Source organism: Turicibacter bilis, assembly GCF_024499055.1.
Classification (GTDB): domain Bacteria; phylum Bacillota_I; class Bacilli_A; order MOL361; family Turicibacteraceae; genus Turicibacter; species Turicibacter bilis.
This window is the reverse complement of record NZ_CP071249.1, coordinates 2,439,920-2,461,950: the sequence shown is the minus strand read 5'-3', so window position 1 is coordinate 2,461,950 and position 22,031 is coordinate 2,439,920. Positions and strand designations below refer to the sequence as shown.

At 38.4% G+C, this 22,031-nt stretch carries 16 protein-coding genes, 14 tRNA genes and 3 rRNA genes; 2 read left to right on the top strand and 31 right to left on the bottom strand.

What is annotated here, in order from left to right:
* Positions 1 to 122: 122 nt before the first annotated feature.
* The 29 genes from J0J69_RS11905 to J0J69_RS11765 form a co-directional block, all read right to left on the bottom strand.
* A complete protein-coding gene (locus J0J69_RS11905) occupies positions 123 to 644 on the bottom strand; it encodes a tRNA (cytidine(34)-2'-O)-methyltransferase (protein ID WP_055277668.1) in 522 nt (173 codons plus the stop codon).
* A gap of 173 nt (positions 645 to 817) precedes the next feature.
* The gene (gene queG / locus J0J69_RS11900) at positions 818 to 1,915 is read right to left on the bottom strand and encodes a tRNA epoxyqueuosine(34) reductase QueG (protein ID WP_082411261.1); all 1,098 of its coding nucleotides are present in this window, start codon (positions 1,913 to 1,915) and stop codon (positions 818 to 820) included.
* A gap of 118 nt (positions 1,916 to 2,033) precedes the next feature.
* Positions 2,034 to 2,939, bottom strand: a complete 906-nt coding sequence (locus tag J0J69_RS11895; protein ID WP_212726138.1) for a sugar ABC transporter permease — start codon at positions 2,937 to 2,939, stop codon at positions 2,034 to 2,036.
* A gap of 3 nt (positions 2,940 to 2,942) precedes the next feature.
* Positions 2,943 to 4,307, bottom strand: coding sequence for a carbohydrate ABC transporter permease (locus tag J0J69_RS11890; RefSeq protein ID WP_212726137.1), 1,365 nt, complete (start codon positions 4,305 to 4,307; stop codon positions 2,943 to 2,945).
* Between the two features lie 172 nt (positions 4,308 to 4,479).
* Positions 4,480 to 5,271, bottom strand: coding sequence for a DUF1189 family protein (locus tag J0J69_RS11885; RefSeq protein WP_055243710.1), 792 nt, complete (start codon positions 5,269 to 5,271; stop codon positions 4,480 to 4,482).
* 274 nt (positions 5,272 to 5,545) lie between these two features.
* Positions 5,546 to 5,634: transfer RNA gene (locus J0J69_RS11880), tRNA-Leu, on the bottom strand.
* Positions 5,635 to 5,654: 20 nt separating this feature from the next.
* Positions 5,655 to 5,728 (bottom strand) — tRNA-Cys (locus tag J0J69_RS11875).
* Between the two features lie 5 nt (positions 5,729 to 5,733).
* Positions 5,734 to 5,807, bottom strand: a tRNA-Gly gene (locus tag J0J69_RS11870).
* Between the two features lie 10 nt (positions 5,808 to 5,817).
* Positions 5,818 to 5,893 (bottom strand) — tRNA-His (locus J0J69_RS11865).
* A gap of 13 nt (positions 5,894 to 5,906) precedes the next feature.
* A tRNA-Trp gene (locus J0J69_RS11860) sits at positions 5,907 to 5,980 on the bottom strand.
* 7 nt (positions 5,981 to 5,987) lie between these two features.
* Positions 5,988 to 6,063 (bottom strand) — tRNA-Thr (locus J0J69_RS11855).
* Between the two features lie 173 nt (positions 6,064 to 6,236).
* Positions 6,237 to 6,325: transfer RNA gene (locus J0J69_RS11850), tRNA-Leu, on the bottom strand.
* 20 nt (positions 6,326 to 6,345) lie between these two features.
* Positions 6,346 to 6,419, bottom strand: a tRNA-Cys gene (locus J0J69_RS11845).
* Positions 6,420 to 6,424: 5 nt separating this feature from the next.
* Positions 6,425 to 6,498, bottom strand: a tRNA-Gly gene (locus J0J69_RS11840).
* A gap of 10 nt (positions 6,499 to 6,508) precedes the next feature.
* Positions 6,509 to 6,584, bottom strand: a tRNA-His gene (locus J0J69_RS11835).
* Positions 6,585 to 6,589: 5 nt separating this feature from the next.
* A tRNA-Thr gene (locus J0J69_RS11830) sits at positions 6,590 to 6,665 on the bottom strand.
* A gap of 13 nt (positions 6,666 to 6,678) precedes the next feature.
* A tRNA-Val gene (locus J0J69_RS11825) sits at positions 6,679 to 6,754 on the bottom strand.
* Between the two features lie 6 nt (positions 6,755 to 6,760).
* Positions 6,761 to 6,837: transfer RNA gene (locus tag J0J69_RS11820), tRNA-Glu, on the bottom strand.
* A 13-nt stretch (positions 6,838 to 6,850) separates the two neighbouring features.
* Positions 6,851 to 6,927, bottom strand: a tRNA-Asn gene (locus tag J0J69_RS11815).
* A gap of 12 nt (positions 6,928 to 6,939) precedes the next feature.
* Positions 6,940 to 7,048, bottom strand: a 5S ribosomal RNA gene (rrf, locus tag J0J69_RS11810).
* 52 nt (positions 7,049 to 7,100) lie between these two features.
* A 23S ribosomal RNA gene (locus J0J69_RS11805) occupies positions 7,101 to 9,991 on the bottom strand.
* A gap of 108 nt (positions 9,992 to 10,099) precedes the next feature.
* Positions 10,100 to 11,616: ribosomal RNA gene (locus tag J0J69_RS11800) — 16S ribosomal RNA — on the bottom strand.
* The 16S, 23S and 5S rRNA genes sit together here with 14 tRNA genes alongside, the layout of an rRNA operon.
* 393 nt (positions 11,617 to 12,009) lie before the next feature.
* Positions 12,010 to 13,125 (bottom strand): aminopeptidase, encoded by a 1,116-nt coding sequence (locus J0J69_RS11795; RefSeq protein WP_055277346.1) that lies wholly within the window; start codon positions 13,123 to 13,125, stop codon positions 12,010 to 12,012.
* Between the two features lie 8 nt (positions 13,126 to 13,133).
* Positions 13,134 to 13,670 carry a DUF402 domain-containing protein gene (locus tag J0J69_RS11790; RefSeq protein ID WP_055277344.1) on the bottom strand — a complete coding sequence of 179 codons (537 nt, stop codon included), beginning with the start codon at positions 13,668 to 13,670 and terminating at the stop codon, positions 13,134 to 13,136.
* An 80-nt stretch (positions 13,671 to 13,750) separates the two neighbouring features.
* Positions 13,751 to 14,080, bottom strand: a complete 330-nt coding sequence (locus J0J69_RS11785) for a thioredoxin family protein (RefSeq protein ID WP_055277342.1) — start codon at positions 14,078 to 14,080, stop codon at positions 13,751 to 13,753.
* Complete coding sequence (locus J0J69_RS11780; RefSeq protein ID WP_055244863.1) at positions 14,068 to 14,421, bottom strand: arsenate reductase family protein; 354 nt, start codon at positions 14,419 to 14,421, stop codon at positions 14,068 to 14,070. The genes J0J69_RS11785 and J0J69_RS11780 overlap by 13 nt, the downstream gene beginning before the upstream one ends.
* Before the next feature lie 157 nt (positions 14,422 to 14,578).
* Positions 14,579 to 14,779: an alpha/beta-type small acid-soluble spore protein gene (locus J0J69_RS11775; RefSeq protein ID WP_212726107.1), complete on the bottom strand. Its 201-nt coding sequence runs from the start codon at positions 14,777 to 14,779 to the stop codon at positions 14,579 to 14,581.
* Positions 14,780 to 14,923: 144 nt separating this feature from the next.
* Positions 14,924 to 15,124 carry an alpha/beta-type small acid-soluble spore protein gene (locus J0J69_RS11770; RefSeq protein ID WP_055277340.1) on the bottom strand — a complete coding sequence of 67 codons (201 nt, stop codon included), beginning with the start codon at positions 15,122 to 15,124 and terminating at the stop codon, positions 14,924 to 14,926.
* An 89-nt stretch (positions 15,125 to 15,213) separates the two neighbouring features.
* Complete coding sequence (locus tag J0J69_RS11765) at positions 15,214 to 16,077, bottom strand: hypothetical protein (protein ID WP_212726108.1); 864 nt, start codon at positions 16,075 to 16,077, stop codon at positions 15,214 to 15,216.
* Between the two features lie 112 nt (positions 16,078 to 16,189).
* Here J0J69_RS11765 and J0J69_RS11760 point away from each other — a divergent pair, with 112 nt between their 5' ends.
* The gene (locus tag J0J69_RS11760) at positions 16,190 to 16,921 is read left to right on the top strand and encodes a PP-loop family protein (RefSeq protein ID WP_055244868.1); all 732 of its coding nucleotides are present in this window, start codon (positions 16,190 to 16,192) and stop codon (positions 16,919 to 16,921) included.
* Positions 16,922 to 16,941: 20 nt separating this feature from the next.
* On the opposite strand, the gene J0J69_RS11755 is transcribed toward J0J69_RS11760, so the two are convergent.
* The gene (locus J0J69_RS11755; protein ID WP_055244870.1) at positions 16,942 to 17,601 is read right to left on the bottom strand and encodes a DUF421 domain-containing protein; all 660 of its coding nucleotides are present in this window, start codon (positions 17,599 to 17,601) and stop codon (positions 16,942 to 16,944) included.
* A 55-nt stretch (positions 17,602 to 17,656) separates the two neighbouring features.
* Positions 17,657 to 20,062, bottom strand: coding sequence for a U32 family peptidase (locus J0J69_RS11750; RefSeq protein WP_212726109.1), 2,406 nt, complete (start codon positions 20,060 to 20,062; stop codon positions 17,657 to 17,659).
* Between the two features lie 221 nt (positions 20,063 to 20,283).
* Here J0J69_RS11750 and J0J69_RS11745 point away from each other — a divergent pair, with 221 nt between their 5' ends.
* The gene (locus J0J69_RS11745) at positions 20,284 to 21,369 is read left to right on the top strand and encodes an LCP family protein (protein ID WP_212724464.1); all 1,086 of its coding nucleotides are present in this window, start codon (positions 20,284 to 20,286) and stop codon (positions 21,367 to 21,369) included.
* The last annotated feature ends 662 nt before the right edge of the window (positions 21,370 to 22,031 follow it).

The window sequence follows — 22,031 nt, the reverse complement described above, 5'->3', positions numbered from 1 at the left end:
TCCTCTCTTCAACTCATAATTCTATTTTAAATGACTCCTAAAAAAACACTACCCATTTAACCTTGAATCTCCGCAACTAACAGTTGCAAATAAAAAAGCGTTGCTTTCGCAACACTTTTTTATTATTCATCGTCACGTAAAACCCAGTCTGCACCTTTGAATGGTTCGACTGTCCATAAATCTAAAAATTCTTGTTGACGTAATGCTTCATAAGCTAAAATAGCTGCTACATTCGATACGTTTAATGAGCGAACTTTATTCGTCATTGGAACACGGAAGCAGTTCTCGAAATAAGGACGTAAAATCTCTTTTGGAATCCCGCTACTTTCTGCTCCTAAAACAATATAATAATCTTCTTCAGGATTTGAGAAATCCATTTCAGCATGATTTTTTTGTCCATAACGAGTACAGAAACAGAACTTTCCACCTTTATTCTTCTCAACAAATTCTTCCCAATTTTCGTAAACCGTATAGTCTACTTCATTAACATAGTTCGCACCTGAACGTTTAATACTTTTCTCATCTAATGAGAATCCCATTGGTTTAATTAAATGTAATTTAATATCCGTCGCTGCACAAGTACGCATAATATTCCCCGTATTTTGAGGAATCTCTGGATTATATTGAACTAAATGAATTGCCATAATTGTCACCTCAACTGTTTAACAATGAATTAAAACTAACACCAAAACTTTATGTGCTATGATTATCACTCTACTTGGCATGGCTTAAAATCATCTTAGATTATTGTTCGTTAATAAACATTTGCCATTGCCTTTTTATTTTACCACAAAATTCTTTATTTTTTGCAACAATCTTATTTGTTGTCTAATCGCTCATAGGCTTGTTTAGCCGCTTCTTTTAACCAATCAGGACCTTGTCCATCACGTATCTTTGCTATCTCAGGTAAAGCAGCTTTATACTTATAAAAACCAGCATTAAACATGGCATTACGTTTAAGAACAGACACTCCACGCCAAGATCCTGCTAAATGACCATACTTTGATTTAAACTCCTTATTCGTCATCGTTAACAATTCACTGATCTTTGGAAACTCTGCACCAGTTGGTTCCATCTCAGCATGTAGATGAAAATCTACTTCACGATTGAATGGACACACTTCCTGGCAAATATCACAACCATAAACATTCTTACTAATCTTCTCGTAAAGCTCAGGTGCTAAATATTCCTTCGATTGCGTCACATACGATAAACAACGTTTTTCATTCAGACTCCCATCTGGTTGAATAGCCTTCGTAGGACAAGCACGAACACATCGATCGCACGTTCCACACAGACGCTCAATCGGTGTATCCGGTGGAAATTCATAACTTACCAATAACTCACCTAAATAAATATAACTTCCAAACGTCTCATTGATAATAGAACTATTCTTTCCACTAAATCCAATTCCACTTCGTAGTGCAACTGCACGATCATTAAATACACCTGTATCAACACTGCCAATGACTTCTATACCAGAGATATGCTCCTTTAACCAATCTTCAAGTAATTGTAACTTCTTACCTACAATGTCATGGTAGTCCATCCCCCATGATGAACGACAAAATTGAACAAAAGGATCCTCCTTATCCTGCTTTGGCAATTCTGTCTGTCGTGGATAGGAAACACCAATTGATACAAATGACTTCGCATTTTCCATTGATAATAAAGGATTCGTACGTTCCTCAATCGACCCTTTTGTTAATCCTGAAGACCACCCTAACTCTTCACGTCGCTTAAGCTCAGTCTCTAAAAATAAAAATGGCTTGACGTCACTAAATCCAATAACATCAATTCCAACTTCTTTACTATATTCAATTAATTTTTCCTTTAACTCATATGCTTCACTATTCTCAATTATCGTTAAATCCTGTTTATCAATAACTCCTTGTTTTTGCTTTTCTTTCTTCATGATGATCACCTACCCTCTACTCTACTAAGAAATCACCAAAAACTCAACCAAAAACACTTATATTATAGCCTAAACTGTTTTATCTAAACAAAAAGGACACCCTAAGGTGTCCAAAATTTTATCCTTTATTTGCCCCTGCCGTCATACCTTCAATTAAGAATTTTTGCATGCTAATATAAACTAATGTAATAGGAACCGCTACAAGTACACAACCCGCTGCGAACATCGTAAAGTTATTTTGACTGTTACCACTAATCATATCATACAAACCAACAGCTAATGTTAACTTATGATTTGATGAGATAATTAAACGTGGGAAGATAAAGTCCATCCAAGGCGTCATGAAAGTTGTAACCGCCACGAACGATACAATTGGTTGGATTAACGGGAACATAATCTTGAAGAAGATTTGACCCTTCGTCGCTCCATCAAGCATCGCTGATTCATCTAATTCTTTAGGAATTGAATTCATATACCCTTTAATCAACCACGTATTATACGGAATTTGTCCAGCAGAGTAGCACAAAATTAAAGCCCAGTGATTATCTAATAAATTGAACGTTAAGAACAAGATATATAATGCCGTCATCCCCATGAAACTTGGGAACATTTGAAGCACTAAAATACTAATTAATGCTGGCTTTTTCCCTTTGAAACGGAAACGAGCAAAGATATACCCCATCGTTGTCGATAAAAATACAGAGAAAAGCATATTAATAACAGCAATTTTTAACGTGTTCAAATACCACTTAGCAAAGTTTGTTTTTTCAAATAACTCCACATAGTGAGCAATCGTTGGATTAGCAGGAATTGGTGTTGCCCCTGCTAAAGAAGTTCCTTGATTAAATGATGATCCAACAATCCATACTACAGGGAACAATACAATAAAACACATAAAGATTAACTCAGCATAAATCAAAATCGTATATGTAATCTCTTTTACTTTACTTATCGTATTTTTTGTAGAAGAGGTTTTCGACTTATTATTCACGCTATTTACTTTTAACGATTTAGCCGCTTCCATAAATTACTCCTCCTTAAATGCTGCCGTTCTCGTAAAGTTGATGGCAGAGATTGAACCAAGAATTAAGAAAATCAGAATTGAAAGAACTGATGCCATATTGTACATCTTATCATTCATCGTTAACTTATAAATCCATGAAATTAAAATATCTGTATGTCCAGCATAAATAAAGTTTGGATTAACTGGTCCCCCCTCTGTTAAGAAGTAAATTAAACCAAAGTTATTAAAGTTACTTGCAAATGACATAACAAGTAATGGTGCCGTTGCTGATAAAACTAATGGTAATGTAATCTTCCAGAACTGTTGACCTTCAGTTGCTCCATCTACCTCTGCAGCTTCATAAATATCTTTAGAGATTGAGGTCATAATCCCTGACATTAAGGCCATAAAATATGGGAATCCAAGCCATAATCCAATTCCTAAAATCGTTAAGCGTGGAATCCAAGGGTTAGTTGAATCAGTTAACCAATAAATTGGTGAATCAATAATACCTGCTTGAAGTAAATACTTATTAATTGGTCCGAACTGACCATTAAATAACTGTTGGAAGTTTAACTGTGAAATCATTGCTGGTAAAGCCCAAGGTAAAATTAAAATACTACGCCATACCTTTTTACCAATGACACGTTTATTATTTAAAATAACTGCTTGGAACAATCCTAAGAAGAAAGGAGCAGCTGTTGAAATAATCGCAAAAATAACTGTCCACAAGAATACATTCCAGAATGTTGTAAACCATTGATTAGATGAACCGACTTCTCCACCCATTGAAAATAAATATAAGAAGTTATCCAATCCAACCCAATTCACTAAATTTGATGGCGGTAAATGTGACTTGTTATAATTTGTAAACCCAACTAAGAAGGCGAAAATAATTGGCATAAATGAGAACAAAATTAACATTAAACTTGATGGAATAATAACAATATACTCAAACGCATGTTCCCATGTATGCGCAAACCATTCTCGACTACCAAGTACTTCACCTGTTTCATTAAATTGATTAGCCGTTTTATACGCATCTTTAATATTGATATACCAAATAATACCGAATACACATAAAATCAAAATAGCAATAATCCCTTCAATTAAAAGAATAATTGAATGATCGCCTGGTGTTAACCCATTCTCGGTTAACATCGAAGATTGAGTTCCTAACGTGATTGCCCCCCAAATTCCTTTTACAAAGAATCCAGCCTCACGAAATGAAAATGTACCTGAAAAATAATTTCCTGATACCAATTCAATTCCAATGAGTAACACTTGGAATACAAAGAAGAACGCACCTTTTAACCATTGCTTATTATAGGCTTGACCTGCCCCCCATACAATAGTAGATAATACTGCTGCCAATTTTGGTTTTTTCATTTTCTCCACCTGCCTATTTCTTGATTTATAAGTCGCACCTTATGAAAACTCTTCCCCTCACAATAATTAAATCGCTTTCAAAGTGCTATACATATATAATACATGGCAATTATAGTAAAATAAAGTGTGTAAGTGGTTACACATATGCGTTTTTTTCATAAAAAAAACAAGGCTAGTTGCCTTGTTCTTGATTTCCGACTAAATATGGAATGACTCGACGTCTATAGACAAAGTAAGCTACAAGTGGTGCACCAATATTATAAATGAGCATTGTCAAACCTACATTGAACATTCCTACAACTAAAGCCATCACACATGGGAATGTTGATGAATAAATCACAATATTTAAAACTTCCTTATATGATAAGAAACTCGTATGCCCAAACTTCAATAACATCGATAAAGCAGCCACTACGAACGTAAAGACAAACGTTGATAACACACCTGTCTGATAAGCCCCTAACACAAATGGCACAACAAACATTGGCTTAATTGAAGAAGCTACACGACCAAAAACATCCTCATAACTCGCATCATCAAAATTTACTCCTTCAAAATAAGAATAACCAACTTCATATTGTCTATCTTGTTCAACAAAAACTAGATGATCCTGATTGAAAACAACACCATTATTTACTTCATTTACATCTCCGTTAAATAACACCTTAACCCCATTACTCAAATTAATCTCAGCAAATTCAGAACATGTCAACGTACCACTTTGCACACCACATCCCACTGGAAGAGAATCCACAAAACGATCTTGATCCGTTTCTGTTAACTGCCAAATCTTTTGGTCCCAACGATACGGCGCATCACCAATTAAAATAAATGCAAATGGCGTCATCTGCATAAAAGATAAAATAATTAAAAATAACAAACTAATTAAAATCGGTGTTTTTCTTAGAGCAAATACTGCATCAATTGAATACGTCGTCTCTAACATCAACTTTAACCTTTTCATATCACACACACCCATCCTATAATCTCAAAATCCTCGTACAACAAAATATACCTACTAGAATTTTTATTATAATCTAGTCCATCAACTAAGAATTATAACAGAGTTTTCAAGTAAAGTATAAAATATTACACTATCTTCCCTAATCTGCAGAAATATTATATCAAGTATTAGAAAACACAACCATATGTAATCGTTATCACATTAATCTAATAAAAAAAGTATCCTTTGGATACTAGAAATAAAAAAAGAGTATTACTACTCATTATAACAAAATTGGTGCCTAGGGCCGGAATCGAACCGGCACGGGTGTCACCACCCGCAGGATTTTAAGTCCTGTGCGTCTACCAGTTCCGCCACCCAGGCACATCATTCATTAAATTATTTGGAGGCGCCAATCGGATTTGAACCGATGATCAGGGAGTTGCAGTCCCATGCCTTACCACTTGGCTATGGCGCCTTGTATGGAGCGGGTGAAGAGAATCGAACTCTCACAGTCAGCTTGGAAGGCTGAAGTTCTACCATTAAACTACACCCGCTTATTATTAATGGGGCGACTGATGGGAATCGAACCCACGAGTGTCGGAGCCACAATCCGATGCGTTAACCACTTCGCCACAATCGCCATTTAAACTCGTTGGCAGGGGTGGCAGGAATCGAACCCACACTAACGGTTTTGGAGACCGCTGTTCTACCGTTAAACTACACCCCTATTTATCTGGTGCCGGAAGCAGGACTTGAACCCGCAACCTACTGATTACAAGTCAGTTGCTCTACCAATTGAGCTATTCCGGCAAAATGTATCATTTTGATACATAAATTATTATATATCAACATAAATAAAATTGCAATAATAAATTTCTTTATATTTTTATATCTAATACGTATGGTACCTTACTTTATATCATATATAAGCAAACTTCATTTATGACATAAAAAAAAGAGTTATTTACTCATTATAATAAAATTGGTGCCTAGGGCCGGAATCGAACCGGCACGGGTGTCACCACCCGCAGGATTTTAAGTCCTGTGCGTCTACCAGTTCCGCCACCCAGGCACATCATTCATTAAATTATTTGGAGGCGCCAATCGGATTTGAACCGATGATCAGGGAGTTGCAGTCCCATGCCTTACCACTTGGCTATGGCGCCTTGTATGGAGCGGGTGAAGAGAATCGAACTCTCACAGTCAGCTTGGAAGGCTGAAGTTCTACCATTAAACTACACCCGCTTATTATTAATGGGGCGACTGATGGGAATCGAACCCACGAGTGTCGGAGCCACAATCCGATGCGTTAACCACTTCGCCACAATCGCCATACTGGTGCCGGAAGCAGGACTTGAACCCGCAACCTACTGATTACAAGTCAGTTGCTCTACCAATTGAGCTATTCCGGCAGTTATTTAATTATGGTGGAGGATGACGGGCTCGAACCGCCGACCCTCTGCTTGTAAGGCAGATGCTCTCCCAGCTGAGCTAATCCTCCACTTAATGGTGACCCGTACGGGATTCGAACCCGTGTATGCATGCGTGAAAGGCATGTGTGTTAAACCGCTTCACCAACGGGCCATTAAGTAATTAATGGCGCCCCAACTAGGACTCGAACCTAGGACCCCTTGATTAACAGTCAAGTGCTCTAACCAACTGAGCTATTGAGGCAGGTTTATTTTGGCCCAGCGACGTCCTACTCTCGCACTTGCGTACTACCCTCGGCGCTAAGGAGCTTAACTTCTGTGTTCGGTATGGGAACAGGTGTGCCCTCCTTGCCATCATCACTAGACCATTGAAAGATGTTGTTAATCTTCCAAAACTAGATATCTTCTTCAGTTTCTTTGGTTAAGTCCTCGATCGATTAGTATCAGTCCGCTCCATGTGTCACCACACTTCCACTCCTGACCTATCAACCTCGTCGTCTTCAAGGGATCTTACTTCTTTCGAATGGGAAATCTCATCTTGAGGGGGGCTTCACGCTTAGATGCTTTCAGCGTTTATCCCGTCCACACGTAGCTACCCAGCTATGCTCCTGGCAGAACAACTGGTACACCAGCGGTGTGTCCATCCCGGTCCTCTCGTACTAAGGACAGCTCCTCTCAAATTTCCTACGCCCACGACGGATAGGGACCGAACTGTCTCACGACGTTCTGAACCCAGCTCGCGTACCGCTTTAATGGGCGAACAGCCCAACCCTTGGGACCGACTACAGCCCCAGGATGCGATGAGCCGACATCGAGGTGCCAAACCTCCCCGTCGATGTGAACTCTTGGGGGAGATCAGCCTGTTATCCCCGGGGTAGCTTTTATCCGTTGAGCGACGGCCCTTCCATTCGGTACCGCCGGATCACTAAGCCCGACTTTCGTCCCTGCTCGACTTGTAGGTCTCGCAGTCAAGCTCCCTTCTGCCTTTACACTCTTCGAATGATTTCCAACCATTCTGAGGGAACCTTTGGGCGCCTCCGTTACTCTTTGGGAGGCGACCGCCCCAGTCAAACTGCCCACCTGACACTGTTCCCTGACCCGATAAGGGCCACGGGTTAGAACCCCAGTGACACAAGGGTAGTATCCCAACAGCGACTCCACCAAGACTGGCGTCCTGGTTTCTTCGTCTCCTACCTATCCTGTACATGTGCCACCAGTGCTCAATATCAAGCTACAGTAAAGCTCCACGGGGTCTTTCCGTCCTGTCGCGGGTAACCTGCATCTTCACAGGTACTATGATTTCACCGAGTCTCTTGTTGAGACAGCGCCCAGATCGTTACGCCTTTCGTGCGGGTCGGAACTTACCCGACAAGGAATTTCGCTACCTTAGGACCGTTATAGTTACGGCCGCCGTTTACTGGGGCTTCAATTCAAAGCTTCGCTTGCGCTAACCTCTCCTCTTAACCTTCCAGCACCGGGCAGGCGTCAGCCCCTATACATCACCTTGCGGTTTAGCAGAGACCTGTGTTTTTGATAAACAGTCGCCTGGGCCTATTCACTGCGGCTTGCTTTCACAAGCACCCCTTCTCCCGAAGTTACGGGGTCATTTTGCCGAGTTCCTTAACAAGAGTTCTCTCGCTCATCTTAGGATTCTCTCCTCGCCTACCTGTGTCGGTTATCGGTACGGGCACTTATTAAATTAACCCTAGAAGCTTTTCTTGGAAGCGTGACGTCAGTTGACTTCGCCATTCGGCTTCGGCATCACAGCTCAATGTTATGCCATGCGGATTTGCCTACATGACCACCTCACTGCTTACACGTGAATCCAATCACACGCTCAACTTAGCCTTCTCCGTCACTCCATCAGTTTAATAAGTGGTACAGGAATATCAACCTGTTGTCCATCGGCTACGCCTTTCGGCCTCACCTTAGGTCCCGACTTACCCAGGGCGGACGAGCCTTCCCCTGGAAACCTTAGGCTTTCGATGGATAGGATTCTCACCTATCTTTCGCTACTCACACCGGCATTCTCACTTCTAACCGCTCCACAGCTCCTTCCGGTACTGCTTCACCGCTGTTAGAACGCTCTCCTACCACTGACTCTAAAGTCAATCCGCAGCTTCGGCGGTCCGTTTAGCCCCGGTACATTTTCGGCGCAGAGTCACTCGACTAGTGAGCTATTACGCACTCTTTAAAGGATGGCTGCTTCTAAGCCAACCTCCTAGTTGTCTGTGCATCTCCACATCCTTTTCCACTTAACGGACACTTGGGGGCCTTAGCTGGCGGTCTGGGCTCTTTCCCTTTTGACCATGGACCTTATCACCCACAGTCTGACTCCCGATTATATCTATCTGGCATTCGGAGTTTGATTGAGATCAGTACCCCGAGGTGGGGCCATCACCCATTCAGTGCTCTACCTCCAGTAGACTTAACATCGAGGCTAGCCCTAAAGCTATTTCGGAGAGAACCAGCTATATCCGTGTTCGATTGGAATTTCACCCCTAGCCACAAGTCATCCAAGCACTTTTCAACGTGCCCTGGTTCGGCCCTCCAGTCAGTGTTACCTGACCTTCAGCCTGCTCATGGCTAGCTCACACGGTTTCGGGTCTACAACATCGTACTCTTCGCCCTATTCAGACTCGCTTTCGCTACGGCTCCGCATCTTCTGCTTAACCTCGCACGATATCGTAACTCGCCGGTTCATTCTACAAAAGGCACGCCATCACCCATTAACGGGCTCTGACTATTTGTAGGCACACGGTTTCAGGTTCTCTTTCACTCCCCTTCCGGGGTTCTTTTCACCTTTCCCTCACGGTACTGGTTCACTATCGGTCACTAGGTAGTATTTAGCCTTACGAGATGGTCCTCGTTGATTCCGACGGGATTCCACGTGTCCCGCCGTACTCAGGATTCCTTCCATGCATCTCACAATTTCACCTACGGGACTCTCACCCCCTACGGTTGGCCTTCCCAGACCATTCGGCTATCATGATTTGTCAATTATGAAGGTCCTACAACCCCGGATAAATCCGGTTTGGGCTCTTCCCACTTCGCTCGCCGCTACTACGGGAATCGATTTTTCTTTCTTTTCCTCCAGGTACTTAGATGTTTCAGTTCCCTGGGTCTGTCTCCTATATGGCTATGTATTCACCATATGGTGCTAGCGTATAACCACTAGCGGGTTTCCCCATTCGGATACCCCCGGATCAATGCTCACTTACAGCTCCCCGAGGCGTTTCGCCGTTTGTCGCGTCCTTCTTCGACTCCTAGTGCCAAGGCATCCTCCGTGCGCCCTTATTCACTTAACCTAAATCAAATCTATTGTTTGTTTCTTCTGAATGAAGATATCTAGTTTTCAAAGATCAACTTTGGAAGAAATTCTTCCAAAACTAAACAGAACGTCTCTTTCTCCATAGAAAGGAGGTGATCCATCCCCACCTTCCGGTAGGGATACCTTGTTACGACTTCACCCCAATCATCTACCCCACCTTAGGCAGCTCCCTCCTTGCGGTTAGGCCACTGACTTCGGGTGTTGTAAACTCTCGTGGTGTGACGGGCGGTGTGTACAAGACCCGGGAACGTATTCACCGCGACATTCTGATTCGCGATTACTAGCGATTCCAACTTCATGTAGGCGAGTTGCAGCCTACAATCCGAACTGAGATTGGCTTTATGAGGTTTGCTCCACGTCACCGCTTCGCTTCTCTTTGTACCAACCATTGTAGCACGTGTGTAGCCCAGGTCATAAGGGGCATGATGATTTGACGTCATCCCCACCTTCCTCCAGTTTGTCACTGGCAGTCTCGTTAGAGTCCCCAACTGAATGCTGGCAACTAACGACAGGGGTTGCGCTCGTTGCGGGACTTAACCCAACATCTCACGACACGAGCTGACGACAACCATGCACCACCTGTATCCATTGTCCCCGAAGGGAAAATCCTATCTCTAGAACGGTCAATGGTATGTCAAGACCTGGTAAGGTTCTTCGCGTTGCTTCGAATTAAACCACATGCTCCACCGCTTGTGCGGGTCCCCGTCAATTCCTTTGAGTTTCAGTCTTGCGACCGTACTCCCCAGGCGGAGTGCTTAATGCGTTAACTTCAGCACTGAGGTTCGACCCCCAACACTTAGCACTCATCGTTTACGGCGTGGACTACCAGGGTATCTAATCCTGTTTGCTCCCCACGCTTTCGCGCCTCAGTGTCAGTTACAGACCAGGAAGCCGCCTTCGCCACTGGTGTTCCTCCATATCTCTACGCATTTCACCGCTACACATGGAATTCCACTTCCCTCTTCTGCACTCAAGTCGACCAGTTTCCAATGACCCTCCACGGTTAAGCCGTGGGCTTTCACATCAGACTTAATCAACCACCTGCGCGCTCTTTACGCCCAATAATTCCGGATAACGCTCGCCACCTACGTATTACCGCGGCTGCTGGCACGTAGTTAGCCGTGGCTTTCTCATAAGGTACCGTCACACTCTAGCCATTTCCTACTAAAGTCGTTCTTCCCTTATAACAGAATTTTACAACCCGAAGGCCTTCATCATTCACGCGGCGTTGCTCGGTCAGGCTTTCGCCCATTGCCGAAGATTCCCTACTGCTGCCTCCCGTAGGAGTCTGGGCCGTGTCTCAGTCCCAGTGTGGCCGTTCACCCTCTCAGGTCGGCTACGCATCGTCGCCTTGGTAGGCCTTTACCCTACCAACTAGCTAATGCGCCGCAGGCTCATCCATCAGCGGTGCCAGAAGCACCTTTAAACTTTCGTCCTATCCGGTATTAGCGATCGTTTCCAATCGTTGTCCCCGTCTGATGGGCAGATCACCTACGTGTTACTCACCCGTTCGCCGCTCACCACCGAAGTGGTTCGCTCGACTTGCATGTATTAGGCACGCCGCCAGCGTTCATCCTGAGCCAGGATCAAACTCTCCATAATTAAATGTTTGTTTTTATCCTAAGCTTCCTTAAGAAACTTAATTCTTAAATAAATGTTTGTTGACGTTCTGTTTAGTTTTCAAAGAACTTCGTGTCACCTTGTTTTGGCGACTTTATTAGTTTATCACATCTGTCTCTTTCTGTCAAACACTTTTTAAACTTTTTTTTGAAACTTTTTATTTCGTTTCATTTTTTGTTATCGCTCTTGCGACTTCTTAATAATATCATACCTGTCGAAATTTGTCAAACGTTTTTTAAAAGTTTTTTTGTTTTCGACATTTATTTCATCGGTCGTTGGCGACTTGATTATAATATCATCATAACTTCACAATGTCAACACTTTTAAATATATTTTTTTGAAAATATAAAAGGACCTAGTAGGCCCTTGATCTACTTAAATTAAGTTTTCAGGATTTAAGCATTCTAACTCTGGTAAAACAAATCGACCATTTTCCCTGATAAGAACATCATCAAAGTAGATTGATCCTCCACCATACTCTTCTCTTTGAATTAATACTAAATCCCAATGTATTGCTGAACGATTTCCATTATCTGCTTCTCCCTCATATGCTTGACCTGGAGTGAAATGTAAACTTCCATCAATCTTTTCATCAAACAAAATATCTCCCATTGGATGTTTAATAAGAGGATTCACACCAATTGCAAATTCTCCAACATAACGTGCCCCTTCATCCGTATTAAAGATCTCGTTCAATCGTTCAACATCATTATCTGCAGTTGCGTTTATGATTTTCCCATCTTTAAACTCTAATTTTACATTATTAAAGACAGTACCTTGATATGGACTTGGGGTATTATATTGGATTATACCATTTACACTTTCTCGCACTGGTGCGGTAAATACCTCTCCATCCGGAATATTACAATCACCTGCACAAGGAATTGCTTGTAATCCTTTAATTGAAAAAGTTAAATCTGTACCTGGTCCTGTGATATGGACTTTATCAGTTCTTTCCATTAATGCCTTGAGATTCTTCATTGCTTCATTCATCTTTGAGTAATCAACTAGACATACATCTAAAAGAAAATCTTCAAATTGCTCCAAACTCATTTTAGCTTTTTGCGCTAAAGAAGGTGTTGGATAATTTAATAAAACCCATTGTTTTGTATTAACAATCAAATTGGATACTGGTCTTCCGACTCTTGCTTGCATAACTTTAATTTCTGTAGGTACATCACTGTATTCTGAATCATTTTCATCTGCAAACACGGAAATAAATGCATCAATATCTTTATATTTTTCAAGATTCCATCCAGTTACTTTCTCCATTCTTTCTTCTGTATTCCCTAAAGATAATTCACGACCAATCTCATCATCTAAGATTTCTGTATGTGGATAGGCTCCAATACGATATGTATGTTTAATTAATTCTTTAATTAATGGTTTTGCTAAAATATTTCCTTTAATTAGGACGTGTTGTCCCGCTTCTACTTTATTAGAATACTCTAATAATGTTTTAGCTAATTTTTCTAATCTTGGATCACGCATGTTCTCACTCACCTTTTCAATAATCGATTCTTATATACGTAGTACCAATGTTCTGCAAAACCAGGTGCAAATGGCCCACGTCGTGTTTCAATCATATTTATAAGAATATCTAATTGTTGCTTAATAATTTCTTGAACCTCTAATGAATATCCCATTTCATTACTATGTTTGTGATATTCATCCTCATCTAAAATCCTATAACTTAAATCCGGAAAAACTTTTACATCTAAATCATAATCTATATATTTAATCGTTTGTTGATCGTAAACAAATGGGGAACTTAAATTACAATAGAAGTAAACCCCATCCTTACGAAGCATACATAAAACATTAAACCAATATTGGGTATAGAAATAGCAGACTGCTGGCTCTCGTGTATACCACGTTCTCCCATCAGCTTCCATAACTAATGTTTTATTATTTGCCCCAATTACAACTTCATCTGAAATATCTAAAATTGTAGTTTCATGCCATATTCTATGAATTTTAGAGTTATGTTTATAACTATGTATTTCAACTGTTTGACCAATTTCCGGATAATTCACCTCTCATCCCTTCTTTCCCTACATTTCATTTTTCCCTATTAATGTATTATTTTACCATAAATATTAGCATCAATCATAGACTAAAGGTAAGAAGTTATTTTTTTATACAAAAATGGTACAGATTCAAATGCATAGATTTTTTCAACGCACTTTCCTTTTTTATGAATCATTATGCAAGGCACTGACATTATTTCAAGGTCAATCGCCATATCCCCATAGTAATTTAAGTTTATTTGTGTCATGTTAAGATCCGGCATGGCTGCTTTAATTACTTGTAACATTTTTTTTGCAACATGACATGTCCCACATGTTGGAGTATAGGCTAATGTAATCACTAAGCACTCCTGTTTCCAAATCTCTTTTAGACTTTCATAGTCTACATTCATTAAGTTTTGATTTATTTTTTCCATGATGTTTCATACACCGCTTCTTTGAATCCTAGCGTCACTTTTTCGTTATCGAATGCCAGTGGACGTTTTACTAGCATTCCATCGCTTGCTAATAGTTCATAGCACTCTTCTTCGCTCATAGTTGAAAGTTTATCTTTTAAGCCTAATTCACGGTATTTCATTCCACTTGTGTTAAAGAACTTTTTAATTGGTTCTCCCGATTTTAGATGTAATTGTTTGATTTCTTCTTTAGATAATGGTTCTTCTACAATATGACGGATTTCTGCCTCTACATTGTTATCTTTTAACCACTTTACTGCTTTTTTACATGTTGTACATTTTGGATAAATTAAAATATTCATATTATTTCCTCCTTTTTCTATAATTATATCTAAGATTTAATACCATGTCAGTTATTATAACCTATGCTTTTAATTTAACAAAAAAACGATCTTTTAAAGATCGTTTTTTCGTTTTGATGTAGTTTGTAGTCGTGTTGATTAGTTTTTAATAGTGTTATTATTTTGTTTGTCCTAATTGTTGTTGAGCCATCGCTACTAAGCGTTTAGTGATTTCTCCACCAACTGAACCATTTTGACGAGCTGTTGTATCTGCTCCTAATTGAACACCAAATTCATTAGCAATCTCTGCTTTCATGTTATCGATTGCTGCTTGTGCACCTGGTACGACTAATCTATTGTTGTTTGATTGGTTTGACATGTTTATCACCTCCTGACAATCTTAATATGTGCAGTTTCGACAAATTAATACATAATATTTGTTTTTATTTGAAAATAGTTTATTAAAAATATAAAAAGAGGAGAATCGAGTTCTCCCCTTTATTGTGCATATATTTTTGAATAACTATTTTGTTTGTCCTAATTGTTGTTGAGCCATCGCTACTAATCGTTTAGTGATTTCTCCACCAACTGAACCATTTTGACGAGCTGTTGCATCTGCTCCTAATTGAACACCAAATTCATTGGCAATCTCTGCTTTCATGTTATCGATTGCTGCTTGTGCACCTGGTACGACTAATTTATTGCTATTTGATTGGTTTGACATGTTTGTCACCTCCTGACAATCTTAATATGTGTAGTTTCGACAAACATATACAATCTGTTCGACATTTTTTGAAGTTTTTAAATGTTTTATTATTTTAAGTCAGAAATAGAAACAGCTTTATTTTTTACCTCAATCGGTATTTGAATAATTTCATTTGAATTTAATAGATTAACCGATAACTTAAAGGACATTGCTTCAACCTCTTCACTTGGAAGTTGCAAAAATAAATTAGGATAATCAAGTGCTAAGTTTCTAATTAACTCTTGAATTCCATTACTATAATCAATATCCATATGAGTGATCTGTTGTTCTTGCTTATTTATTCTTATTCTATAGTTTACACTCTTTGCTTTTTGCATCAATTGATCAAGATTAATATCATTAGAGACATTTAACACATTACTTATTAGTTGTTTTGTTAAAAAGTCTGCCTCAGATAGTGGAAGTTTCAATTCTACTATCTGATCCTGCTCTCTATCATCTATTATTTCTATCCAATCATCTGAATTTTCAAATTTAGACTTTTTGAAAAGTTTAGGAATCTTTTGAAATATAGTTAATGAGCCATTTGATATTTCTTTAAACCATTGTCCATGATTTATATTCATATAATGTATTTTTGAATTTAGGTCAATATACTGAGTTAATTCTACTGTCATTGGTGAAACACCTTTGCCATTTAACTTCATTAAATAAGTCATATATAAAATTGAATCATCTGAATTCTGTGAAAATGCCCCCTCCCCTGCAAGGTTCATTTCATATCCTAAAATGTTATACTCGCCGTTTAATTCAACAGCGTATCCATTTTGATGAAGTGTATTTTTAACAACGGATTCTAGAAATTGGAGTTGACGATAGTTTTTGTAGCGATCGGTTTTTGTAATCCAATATCCACAAGCTATTGATATAATCAGTACGGTGATGAATACGATGAGATGGTTTCGTTTCATGACTTCTTATTCTCTCCTTTTTGTTTATTTTACCATATTAAATAAGTTTGTCAGATGATTGTTTTTTTTGAGTTTATTCGTTATAATGTCTACCGAAAGGTCGGTGAGTGTTATGAAAAAGATCTTAGGTTGTATCCGAAAAGCAGATCGAGATTTTTCTTTAATCGAAGATGGTGATAAAATCGCTGTTGGGGTAAGTGGTGGAAAAGATAGTATGGCGTTATTATACGCTCTACATTTATATCAAAAGTTTGCTCCTGTTAAGTTTGAGTTAGTGGGGATTACGTTAAAGCTAGGTTTCCCTGGCATGGATTTTAATCCTGTTGTTGAATTCTGTGAGAAACATGGAATTGAGTATCATTTAGTAGATACTGAAGTTTATGAAATCTTAAAGTTAAATGGAACTCCAGATGGAAAGATTCCTTGCTCACTATGCTCTAAGTTCAAGAAGGCTATCTTAATTAAGAAAGGCACTGAGCTTGGATGTAATAAGATTTCGATGGCGCATCATGCTGATGATGCAGTTGAGACGTTAGTAATGAATACAATTTACAACGGGTTCTTATCAACATTCAAACCAAAAATGTACTTAGATCGTACAGACGTAACGTTTATTCGTCCACTTGTTTATTGCTATGAAGATGATATTATTGCGGCAGCAAATCGTCATGTTCCTATTGTGCCAAGTACTTGCCCTATGGATAAGCACACAAGTCGCGAAGATGTGAAGCAATTATTAAAGAAATTATATGCTGAGTTCCCAATGGCAAAACAAAATATGTTAAATGCATTATCTAATGGAGATCGTGTTTCATTATTTAATGATTTCAATGATAAAGAATAAGTGTCGTGATTTCACGACACTTATTTTAATGTAAGCTTTTGAATGCCTTGTTTTGTATAAATAACTAGTTTATGTTCTTCATAAAAAAGATAATCTACTTGCTCTAGTTTATAAAATTGATGATTTTCTAATTGTGTCATTAACCACTCTTCATTCTTCCCTAAGCTTTGAAGTGCCTTAGGTTTGATTTGTCCTGAAATAACGAGTGCTAATGGGAAAGTTTTAGTTGGTAATTTCTTTTCAAAGATAGTGAGTTTCCCATTTTTCTCAATAATTCCGTACTGAACGTCTTCCGGAGCTACTATGTTTTGTCCACGAAGTAGCATCATAAAGTCATCGAGATCAATACGGAGTTTTTTTAATTCACCGTAATCGACGCTTCCATTTTTAATGACCATCGATGGTTCGCCTTCAACAACATCACGTGCTTTGGGATGATTAATCTGAATTTTAGCCATTATAATTTGAAGAGCAACGATAACTAGTACACCACCGAGTGCATCTAACCAGTATTGTTCTTCAACAATTCCACCTGCTGCGACATTGGCAATTAAAATATTGATAACAACATCTACCGTACTTAGTTGGTTAACTTCACGTTTACCCATGATTTTATAACATATGAGTAGGACCACATAAAATAAGGCGGCTAATAATAAAGATAGCAACACTTGCAACATAAAAAAATCCCCTTCAGAAAAGTTTAACTTTTTCTATTATGGGGATTTTTTTTTATTATATACAAACTCCGCGATGGTAATGTCCTTTTGTGTAATCATCTGAGTTCTTGTACTGGGCAAGCCAGTCAGAATCAACTTTACCTGTTTGAAGGGCTGTTTGGTAAGCATGAATTGCTTGGGTCATAGTTGCTTCGTTTTCATTTGTGAATTCTAAGCGGAAACTTTGAACACCCATCTTTTGTAATTCTGATAAGAATTCGATGAGAATCAGGTGTTGTGAGTTGAAGATTTCTGTGATGCAGTTTCCAGTGCGAAGTAATGGTAAGATTTTATTTTTGCGGTCACGTAGGCCGAATGGTGTGCTTAAGCACATGCGACAGAATTCTTGTTGATTTAAAAGTTTGACTGGGCAGTGCTTTGTAATCATCATTGGAATACGTGTGTAGACAATCATTTCTGTTGGAAGTGGAGATTGTTTAACGAGTCCACGTAATTGTTTTTGGTTAATTTCATAAGATAATGTGACTTGTGATACACCTAGTTGTTTTAAAGCTTGGATACTTTGAACGTTATTTGTGTTAAAAGCAAAGTCTGTTAGGAAAGTATAGCCTTTGTTTTGTAGGGCGTGATACATTCCGTATTCACCAAGCATGATGGTTTGAAGTGGTAAGCTTTCGATGATTTGTGTTGCTTGCTCGATTTCAGAGTCATCAATGATACGTGGCAGTTGAGGAATGATGGTTACGCCGTGTGCTGTTCCTAGTTCAACTGCCTTTTTCAGTGTTTTGATATCCTTATAATAGATGGTTTCAATGTTGTGGTTAAGGACAGTTTGTAGCTGTTTGATGTTTCGGACACTAACTGTGAGTTGTGGGGTGATGGTTGTTGTGTCTAAGTTAGAAACGGTTGGTTGGATTTCTCGACGTTGGCGACCGGCATGATGTTGCGTACGACTTTTTTCAAGCTTTTCTAATAGTTCACGTCGGATTTTGTTAATGATTGAAATAGGCATGGTAATACCTTCATCCATATTAATATTGATGTATGCAAACGAGAATGCGGTACTTCCTGTTTTTTCAAGTTGTTGTTTTAAACGATCTTGACTTAATGGGGTGTTCGTTGCTGTTTCAAACACTTCTTCTGTTTCAACTGTGACCATGTTTGAGTCATTATCCCAGGCCATGATTTTTAATGGTTCACCTAGTTTGGCACTCACTTCACCATAGATATCAATTTTAGGAACTGATTTTTCTGTTACTTCAACGCGTTTAGCTAAAGAAACGGATGTTGTTTTATAAACTTTCATGCCTTTTGATACTGGGAATGGTGCATCTAAATCAACGTTACCTGGATTCGCAAGTTTCACATCATTTCCTTTAACAAACATTTTTTGAACTTGTAATCCTTGATCTTTGCTGTTTAATCCGACGAAGCGTAAGCCGTCTCCAACTTCGAGTGGTGATTTAAGATTAATCGTAACTCGTTTTCCTTTGACATTAACAACTTCTCCGATTAAGATTCCTTTGTGATTTGGACGATCGGCGCTCATCCAATTGAGACCTTTGTCTCCAAATAAGAATCCTTTCGTAAATCCACGACTAAAAATTTGATCCATGTCTGCATGAGTTTGTTTTGAGATTTTAACTCGGCGGGTTTCTACATATTGATCGATAGCTTCACGATAAGCTTTAACAACTGTCGCGACATATTCTGGTTTTTTTAGACGTCCTTCGATTTTAAATGAAGTGACTCCCGCTTCGATAAGTTCCCCAATTTCATCAATGGTTTTTAAGTCTTTAGGACTTAATAGAAAGTCTCCGACATTTGAATCAAGTGTTTCTCCACTTGATAAATCGACAAGTTCGTATGGAAGGCGACATGTTTGAGCACAGGCTCCACGGTTTCCGCTTCGAGCACCAATCATACTACTCATTAAACATTGTCCTGAATAACAAACACAAAGAGCTCCGTGAACAAATACTTCCAAGTCAATGTCCGCTGCCTGTTTCATGGCTTTAATTTCTTCTAATGTATTTTCACGTGCCACAACAACGCGGTCTGCTCCAAATTGTTTAGCAAATTCGACACCTTTTGTGTTATGAAGTGTCATTTGGGTACTAAAGTGGAGTTCAAAGTCTGGATACATTTGTTTGACTAAGTGAGCAACCCCGATATCTTGAACGATGATAGCATCGACATCATTTAAATATAGAAAGTGAATATATTCTTTTAATGCTTCTAATTCTTGATCAAAGATGGTTGTATTAACAGTAACATAGACTTTAACGTTATGTAGATGGCTAAATTTAATGACTTCGATTAGTTCTTCATTTGTAAATGCTGCTTCTTTTCGTGCTCCAAAGGCTGCTCCACCTACATAGATGGCATCAGCTCCGTTTGTAACGGCCGCTAGTAATCCTTCACGATGACCAACTGGTGCTAATAATTCAATAGTTGACATTTAATCCGCTCCATTTTTCATAATTTCTTTCATTGTAACATACTTAGGATAGTCGACCAATGACCAATTTTTTAGATTTTTTATAATTTCATGGTTATAACTACATAAATTTTGTAAAAAAATATTTAATGCGCAAGTTTTAATATTGTAATGACCTGTCGCATATTATAAAATGTTGTAGTTTAAGATACTAACACTATTTTAGAAACTAGGTGAAGATGATGAGTAAGGAAACTATAAATCCTAATCAAGAAAAGGTTAAACAAAAGAAAAGTAAGAAAAAATATGGTTGTTTAAAGGGTGTTTTAATTTTTATATTAGTTTTATTACTTTTAGGTGGGGCTGTTTATGGGGCTGCGCACATGATGTTATCTCGAATCGATCGTGAAGAGTTAGAAGATTTAAATGTTTCTCAAGAAGTTTTAGATTTGAAAAAGGGAATGGGTGTCATGAATATTGCTTTATTTGGAGTAGATTCACGTGATGATGCTTACACAAATACTCGTTCTGATGCGATGATGGTCTTCTCATTCAATAGCAAGACAAATCAAGCTTATCTAACATCAGTTGTTCGTGATACATTTGCTTATATTAATGAAGATCACGGGTTTGAGAAAATTAATCATGCGTATGCTTATGGTGGACCAACACTCGCTGTTCAAGCTATTAACCAAAACTTTGATTTAGACATTCAAAAATATGTTACTGTAAACTTTAACGCAGTTGAATATATTATTAATAAACTTGGTGGGGTCGAAGTCGATGTACAAGATTATGAACTTCAAGAGTTAAATCGTGTCATTGCTGAGATGAATGTCGAAGTTAGTGGTGAAGAAGCAAACTTACTTGAAGGTACAGGGTTACAAACATTAAATGGTCGTCAAGCGGTCGCTTATATGCGTATTCGTAAAGTAGGAAACGGGGACTATGAACGTATGGAACGTCAACGTCGAGTGATTACATTAGTCGCACAAAAAGCCTTCTCGTACAATAAGGTCAAATTACTTGGATTAATGAATGATTTCTTACCTTATATTCAAACAAATTTAACAACAAATGAAATTATTTCGCTTGGAACTCAACTATTATTAAGTGGAGAGCGTGAAATCGAACAAGTTCAGTTACCACAAACAGAATTAAGTTATGGAGAAAAGTTAAGTGATGGACTATACTACTTAGTACCAACGACATTAGAGGAAAATGTAATTGAGTGGCACGATAAAGTTTATGGAACTGATCGCTATACCCCAACCAGTGGTGTGATGAATATTAATCAAAAAATTATTAATTATACTGGATTGTATTAATTCGAAAGCTCATAAGGATCAATGTATTCTTATGAGCTTTTTATTTATTACATATTTTAACCGCACTTATCTAGTATAATAAAGTCAGGTTTCAATTAAAGAAGGGGAAGAGGTGTACAAATTCTGATTGCCTTGTTATTAATTAATCTTACGTTGAGCTAGGTGAAATATTTTTCTATCAAGTTGACTGGACTTGATCAAGAACTCCATCACCATAAAAAAACCTATTATATCAATAAAGATTTGAAACTGAACTTGATTAAGAAAAAAGTAGAAGACACAATGAAATTTCAAGATTAAGATAATCCCCACTTTATATTTGACTAAAACTATAAACAGGCAACCAGAACCCAAACAGGTAAGAGAAAAAACGAGAGGTTTTGGCCCAATGTTATTTCGTTAAGTTACATTGGCTTAGTGGTTAGTTTTATTTTTTTACTTTGGGTAATTCTAACCTTTATCGTATTTAATAATAGCTTTTTAATCTCGGTATTTGTTTATACTATTTTAGCTTTCTTAGGAACACTTATTGGTTGAAAATCTAAAACCGTTAATCAAAAAATAGTTAGATTTCTCATTGTCATTGTAGTGCTCTTCTTAGTTCTATCTTTTATAAGGATGACTTAGCATGAAAAGACGCCGTTTTAAAAAACGGCGTCTTT